This window comes from Streptomyces spongiae (assembly GCF_009377185.1).
Lineage (GTDB): Bacteria > Actinomycetota > Actinomycetes > Streptomycetales > Streptomycetaceae > Streptomyces > Streptomyces spongiae.
The window spans coordinates 1-6,979 of sequence record NZ_VJZC01000527.1 but is presented as its reverse complement, the minus strand read 5'-3'; the positions used below and the strand labels follow the sequence as shown (position 1 = coordinate 6,979).

Below are 6,979 nucleotides of genomic sequence, written 5' to 3'. Positions count from 1 at the left end.
GTCCGTGCGGGTGGGGCGGGGGTGAGCCGTGTTCATGAGACCTCCTGCCATATGCAATATATTGCGTTCTGCATGATGGTCGGCAACACTGCGCCCGAGAGCAGGGGTCTGTCAAGAGGTTCCGCGATGACGAGGAGCAAGCGCATAGAGAGCGCATGCGTCATCCAGGGAGTACGACCTGGTGGGAGAAGAAGATCACCGCCCCCGCGTCGTTCGGCGCCGGTCCCTCCCCTCGTGGGGACCGGTGCCGAACGGTGGGGCGGCGTCGATCCGCGTCGTAGCGGTGCGGATCGACGGCAGGCCGGACCCGTGGTCGACGTGATCGCGGTCCGCAGGGGACCGGCTCCACGGGCCTGTTGGGCTCACGCGACGAGACGGTCGCCGCCGTGTCGTGACTCCGGCGGAAGATGGCCGAGAACATGCCCCGTCATGTTGTCTCTCCGAGCGTGAGCTGATGGCCTGTTCGGGCGCCGCGCGCTGGGTTCGCTCCTGGGACGTGATCCTTCCAGCTGTGGCTCCTCCGGAGGAGGTTCCGGTACCGGTCCGATGACTTAACCGCAGGTCAGCTGGGTAAAGTGAGTTTTCCGGTCCGGATGTCCAGCCGCGTGAACAGTGAGGGGAAGTGGGGAGTGGAGACCTTGGGTTCCGGCTCGGGGGCACGCACGGCCTTCGCGGAACGTCTCGCGTTGCTGTACAAGGAGGCCGGCAACCCTCCCCTCAAGAGCGTGTCCGAGGCTGTCGTACGACTTCAGCGGGTCGACGAACGGGGGCGCCCCGTACGGGTGTCCGCTCAGCGGATCAGTGACTGGCGACGGGCCAAGAACGTACCCGCCCAGTTCACCGCCCTCGCGGCCGTACTGCACATCCTGATACCCCAGGCACGGCGCTCGCAGCCCGCACCCGTCTCCCCGGGCCTGTACGACCTGACCCAGTGGCAGCGGCTGTGGGAGCTCGCGGTCGCCGACCCGGCGGGGGACCCTTCCGCGGCGTCGGCGCCCTCCGAAACGGGGGCGAAGGAACGGACTCCGGCCGAGACTCCCGCCGTTGCCGGGGCCGTGTGCCCCTACCGGGGGCTGGCTTCGTACCGTCAACAGGACGCCCGGTGGTTCTTCGGCCGGGAGCGGAGCACCAACGCCCTCGCCGCCCAGCTCCGCGCGGCGGAGGAACCGGGTGGCCTGGTCATGCTCGTCGGTGCCTCGGGGGCGGGGAAGTCGTCCCTGCTGAACGCCGGGCTGGTGCCCGCGCTGCAGAGCGGGGCGACGGAGGAGGACAGCCGGGCCAGGGAGGTCCTCCAACTCGTACCGGGAGCCGATCCTCTGGGGGAGTTGACCCTCCGGATCCCTGAACTCGCCCACCTCGTCTCCGCGTCGGGGCCTTCCGCGGCACCACAGCCCGGCACCCTTCAATTCGCCCGTTCTGTACGGAAATTCGTCACCGCGTGGGCGCGCCGCGAGGCCGACTCCGCCGCCCAGCCCTCCGCCGCCCGTCCGGTCGTCATCGTGGACCAGTTCGAGGAGCTGTTCACCCTCTGCTCCGACGAGGCGAGCCGGCGCACCTTCATCCAGATCCTCCACGCGGCGTGCACGCCCGAGGAACCGGACGAGCCGGATGAGTCAGGCAATCCGGTCGAATCAAATGAACCAGCCACGGCAGCCCCCGTCCGCGTGGTCCTCGGAATTCGCGCCGACTTCTACGAGCAGTGCCTCAGATACCCGGAGTTGGCCGACGCGCTCCAGCACCGGCACATGGTGCTCGGGCCGTTGACCACCGCGGAGTTGCGCGAGGCGGTGACCGGGCCGGCCAAGGCCGTGGGGCTGGAGCTGGAACCCGGGCTGGCGGAGCTGATCGTGCGGGAGGTGAGCGCCGACGGCCCCCGCGGGACACACGACGCGGGGGTACTGCCGCTGCTCTCCCACGCCCTGCTCGCCACCTGGCAGCGGCGGAAGGCGGGACGACTGACGCTGGCGGGCTACCGCGCGGCGGGCGGTATCCAGGGGGCGGTGGCGGCGACCGCCGAGCGGGCCTGGTCCGATCTCGACCCGGCGGCACGTACGGCCGCGCGGCTGCTCCTGCTCAGGCTGGTGCGGCTGGGCGAGGACACCCAGGCCACCCGCAGGCGGGGGACACGGCGCCAACTCGCGCAGGAGTCGACAGATCCCAACAAGACGGAGGAGTCGCTCGAAGCGCTGGTGCAGGCCCGGCTGGTGACCCTCGACGCGGAGACCGTGGAGATCACCCACGAGGCGCTGCTCCACGCCTGGCCACGGCTGCGCGACTGGATCGACGAGGACCGGGGCGGCAACCTGCTGCGGCAGCGGCTGGAGGAGGACGGCCGGGCCTGGGAGGGCGCGAACCGCGACTCGTCGCTGCTGTACCGGGGTTCGCGGCTGGAGCAGGCCCACACCTGGGCGAAGTCCGCCGTGGATGCCAGTACCGCCTATCTGACCCGGAGCGCGGTGGAGTTCCTGGCCGCCTCGGTCAGGCTGCGCCGGCGCACCGTGTGGATCAGACGGAGCGCGGTGTCGGCCCTGGTCGCCCTGGCGGTCCTGGCCGTCGGTGCGGCGGTCGTCGCGTGGCAGCAGCGCAACGACGCGGTGTTCGCGCAGGTGGTCGCCGAGGCCGACCGCGTCCAGTACACGGATCCGTCGCTGTCCGCCCAGCTCGACCTGGTGGCACACCGTCTGCGCCCGGACGACGAGGACGCGGGCAACCGGCTGATCTCGATCGTGAACGCGCCTCTGGCCACGCCCCTGCTCGGCCACACCGGCGCCGTCTACCTCACCTCGTTCAGCCCGAACGGCAGGACCCTCGCCACCGCCAGCTACGACCGAACCGTCCGCCTGTGGGACGTGAGCGACCGGGGCCGCCCCAAGCAGCTGGGCAAGCCGCTCACCGGCCACACGAGCTGGGTGAGCAGCGCGGTCTTCAGCCCGAACGGCCGTACCCTCGCCAGCGCGGGCGACGACGGCACGATACGGCTGTGGAACGTGCGGGACCCAGGCCGCCCCAAGCAAGTGGGCAAGCCCCTGACCGGCCACAAGGGCACGATCTACCTGGTCGCCTTCAGCCCGGACGGACGCGCCCTGGCCTCCGTCGGCGAGGACCACACCGTGCGCCTGTGGGACGTGGCCGACCCGGGCCGCCCGAAGGCGCTCGACACGTTGACCGGCCACACCGCCGCCGTACGCTCCGTCGCGTTCAGCCCCGACGGGCGCACGCTCGCGGCAGGCGGCGACGACGACACCATCCGCCTGTGGAACGTGACCGACCCCGCGCACGCGTCACCGATCGGCTCCCCCCTCACCGGCCACACGGACCTGGTCCACTCGGTCGCCTTCAGCCCCGACGGCCGCACCCTCGCCAGTGGCAGCGCGGACGACACCGTCCGGCTGTGGGACGTGGCCGACCCGGACCACGCCACACCGATCGGCTCACCCCTCACCGGCCACACCGGCCCCATCTGGTCCGTGGCCTTCAGCCCGGACGGAGAACAGCTCGCCGCCGCCAGCGCGGACAGTACGGCGAGCCTGTGGAACGTGAGCGATCCGCAGTACCCCTCGCAGGTCGGCGAGCCGCTCGCGGGCAGCAGCGGCGAGATGTACGCCCTGGGCTTCAGTCCCGACGGCCGGACCCTCGCCACGGGGAGCGGTGACAGCAAGGTCCGTCTGTGGTCGATCCCGGCGTCGGACATGATCGGCCGGAGCGGGGAGTTCCGTCCGGACGGGCGGGTGCTCGCCACGGCCGCGCGCGACGGCGGGGTCCGGCTGTGGAACGTATGGTCTCCCGGCCGGCCCGTCCCGCTGAGCAGACCGTTCATGCGGGCGGAAGGCGGCCAGGAGATGGTGTTCTCCCCCGACGGCCGCACCCTCGCGGTGCTCACGGGAAGCCGGACGGTGTACCTGTGGAACGTCGCCGACCCGACCCGGCCGGTCTCCCTCGGGCGGCCCATCACGCTCCGGACGCGGTTCATGGGCCCCGACTCACTGGCGTACAGCCCGGACGGCCGTACGCTGGCCACCGCCTACAGCGACCGCACCTTCCAGTTGTGGAACGTGAAGGACCCGTCCCACGCCGTTCCGTACGGCGCACCGCTCACCGGCCACAAGGGCTACATCAACTCCCTCGCCTTCGCTCCGGACGGCCACACGCTGGCCAGCGGCAGCGCCGACGGCACGATCCGGCTGTGGAACGTCACCGATCCCGCGCACACGACATCGATCGGCTCACCGCTCAAGTGGCACACCGGCCCCGTCAACGCGCTCGCGTACAGTCCGGACGGCCACACGCTGGCCAGCGGCGGCGACGACGACACGGTCCGGCTCTGGAACGTCACCGACCCCGCCGAGGTGACCCGGCTGGGTTCCCCCCTCACCGGCCACACCGAAGCGGTCGTGTCGCTGACGTACAACCCGGACGGGCACACACTGGCGAGCGGCGGCAACGACAACACGGTCCGGCTCTGGAACGTCACCGACCCCGCCGAGGCATCTCCCATCGGTCAGTCGATGAGCCCGAACGCCAAGACGGGCAACTTCCTGTCGTTCAGCCCCAAGAGTCACATGCTCGGTATTTCGAGCGGAACCGACACCGTCCGGCTGTGGAATCTGGACGTCGACGAGGCCATTCGCCACATTTGCTCGACCACGCGGGGCGTTCTGACCCGGGACAAATGGCACGAGTATCTGCCCCGGCTGTCGTACGAGCCCCCCTGCGGTCAGTAACGGAGACGGAGCTTTCTGTTCCATCCCCTGTACGCCGTCGAGTGATCCCGATCACAAGTTCTCGGTGCAGCTGAGCAGTGGGCTCCCGTGGGACCAGCAGCCTTGTTAGGCTTGGTCACAGCCCGATCGCTGGTGCATCCCCCGTCGCCAGCGATCGGGCCCTTGTATGTCCGGGGGTGACCAGCTCTGCCAGGCGCGGAGGGCGTTGGCGCGCTCCTCGATCAGCGACATCCGGGCTTCCCATTCCGCCCCTGCCGCGTGATGCGGGTGCGTCGTGATCTGCCCCGGGTGCTTGCGGTACATGAGGCCGGTGTCCCCGATGAACCATCCGTCCGCCAGAGCGTCGAGTCCGAGCAGAAGGCCCGTGTCACCGGAGGCCGGCAGGGCCATCCATCCGCCGAGCAGCGCCAGGAGAGGGCGCCGGACACACAGCGTGGCGGGATGAATCGGGGGTCGGCGATGCTCGGCCCAGAATCCGTACGCGCTCCCTCGCGGGAGCGGGCCAGGTTCTGGATCGCCCTCGAAGGAGACGGTGGTGCCGTCCTCGAGGAGGTCGACCACTCGGGACGTGGTCCAGCCCACCGCGGGGTGTTCCTCCAGCACGGCGATGTCGCGCGCCAGAGCTCCGGCGGTGAGCTGGTCGTCGGCGTCCAGGTTCTTGACGTACACACCGGTCGACCGGGCGAACGCCAGGGTTCGCGCCACGTGCGGGCCGCCACGCCGGGACGCCGAGACGCGGATGCGCGGATCGTCCGCCGGAGCCGGAAGGTGCTCGGAGGCCCGGACGTCGCTCCCGTCCTCCTGCACGGACCACTCCCATGACCAACCGTCAGGAAGGTCCTGGGAGAGGAGGGACGCGTACGCCTCCGGGAGGAACCTCGCTCCCTCGCCGTGGACGGGCGTGACGACCGAGATGGTGTTCTTCACTCCTCCATCATCCAACTCCGTTGGGGAAGGGCCCTACTTCCCCTTGTCGAAGGCCAGGTCCAGCATCCTGATGGCGTTCCCCCGCAGCAGTTTGTACGTCACGTCGTCGGAGAGACCGGCCACGTGCTCCGCGGCCACCTTCTTGGTCTCCGGCCACGTCGAGTCGACGTGGGGGTAGTCGGTCTCGAAGGTCGCGTTGTCGACGCCCACGGTCTCGATCGCCTCGATGCCGTGCTTGTCGCGGAAGAAGCAGCAGAAGATCTGCCGGTAGTAGTACGTCGACGGCGGCTCCGGAATCAGGTCCCTGACCCCGCCCCAGGCGCGATGCTCCTCCCAGACGTCGTCGGCGCGCTCCAGGGCGTACGGGATCCAGCCCATCTGGCCCTCGCTGTACGCCAGTTTGAGGCGCGGGAACTTCACGAGAACGCCGGAGAACAGGAAGTCCATCATCGAGGCCATCGCGTTGTTGAAGCTCAGCGAGGCCTGCACGGCGGGCGGGGCGTCGGGGGAGGCGGCCGGCATCTGTGAGCTGCTGCCGATGTGCATGTTGACGACCGTCCCGGTCTCCTCGCACGCCGCGAAGAACGGGTCCCAGTAGCCGGAGTGGATCGACGGCAGCCCGAGGTACGTCGGGATCTCGCTGAAGGTCACCGCCCGTACGCCGCGGGCCGCGTTGCGCCGGATCTCCTCGACGGCCAGGTCGATGTCCCAGAGAGGGATCAGGCACAGCGGGATCAGGCGGCCGCCGCTGTCGCCGCACCACTCCTCGACCATCCAGTCGTTGTAGGCGCGGACGCAGGCGAGGCCGACCTCCTTGTCCTTGGCCTCCGCGAAGGTCTGTCCGCAGAAGCGTGGGAACGTCGGGAAGCACAGTGAGGCCTCGACGTGGTTGATGTCCATGTCCTCCAGGCGGGCCTTCGGGTCCCAGCAGCCGCGGCGCATCTGCTCGCGGGTGATGCCGTCGAGGGTCATCTCGTCGCGGGAGAAACCTACGGCCGCGATGATGCGCTTGTACGGGAAGAGGTAGCCCTCGTACTCCCACCAGTCGGTGAGCTGGCCGTCCGGGTCGGTGGTGAACCGGTACTTTCCGCCGATGTACTGGAGGTCGCCGATGCCGGCGGTGAGGGGTTTGGGGCCCCTGTCGCGGTACTTGGCCGGCAGCCAGGTCTCGAAGAGGTGCGCGGGTTCGATCACGTGATCGTCCACGCTGATGACCCTGGGCAGGTCCTTGGTACCACCGTCCTTGCCGACCATTCCCGTACCCCTCCCTGTGCCCCTACTCGTATCTGACGCTCCGTCAGTTTTAAGTTAGGGGTGACTCACCTTGACCG

The 6,979-nt window shown here is 69.7% G+C and carries 3 protein-coding genes; 1 reads left to right on the top strand and 2 read right to left on the bottom strand.

The annotated features are described in order from the left end of the window. Positions 1–629: 629 nt before the first annotated feature. A complete protein-coding gene (locus FNH08_RS40405) occupies positions 630–4,721 on the top strand; it encodes an nSTAND1 domain-containing NTPase (protein ID WP_322726253.1) in 4,092 nt (1,363 codons plus the stop codon). A gap of 105 nt (positions 4,722–4,826) precedes the next feature. Here FNH08_RS40405 and FNH08_RS40400 read toward each other — a convergent pair whose 3' ends face one another. Continuing rightward, complete coding sequence (locus tag FNH08_RS40400) at positions 4,827–5,648, bottom strand: glycosyltransferase family 2 protein (protein WP_322726252.1); 822 nt, start codon at positions 5,646–5,648, stop codon at positions 4,827–4,829. A gap of 33 nt (positions 5,649–5,681) precedes the next feature. Next, entirely contained in the window at positions 5,682–6,902 is a 1,221-nt protein-coding gene (locus tag FNH08_RS40395) for an amidohydrolase family protein (protein WP_152776499.1), read from the bottom strand. Positions 6,903–6,979: the final 77 nt, after the last annotated feature.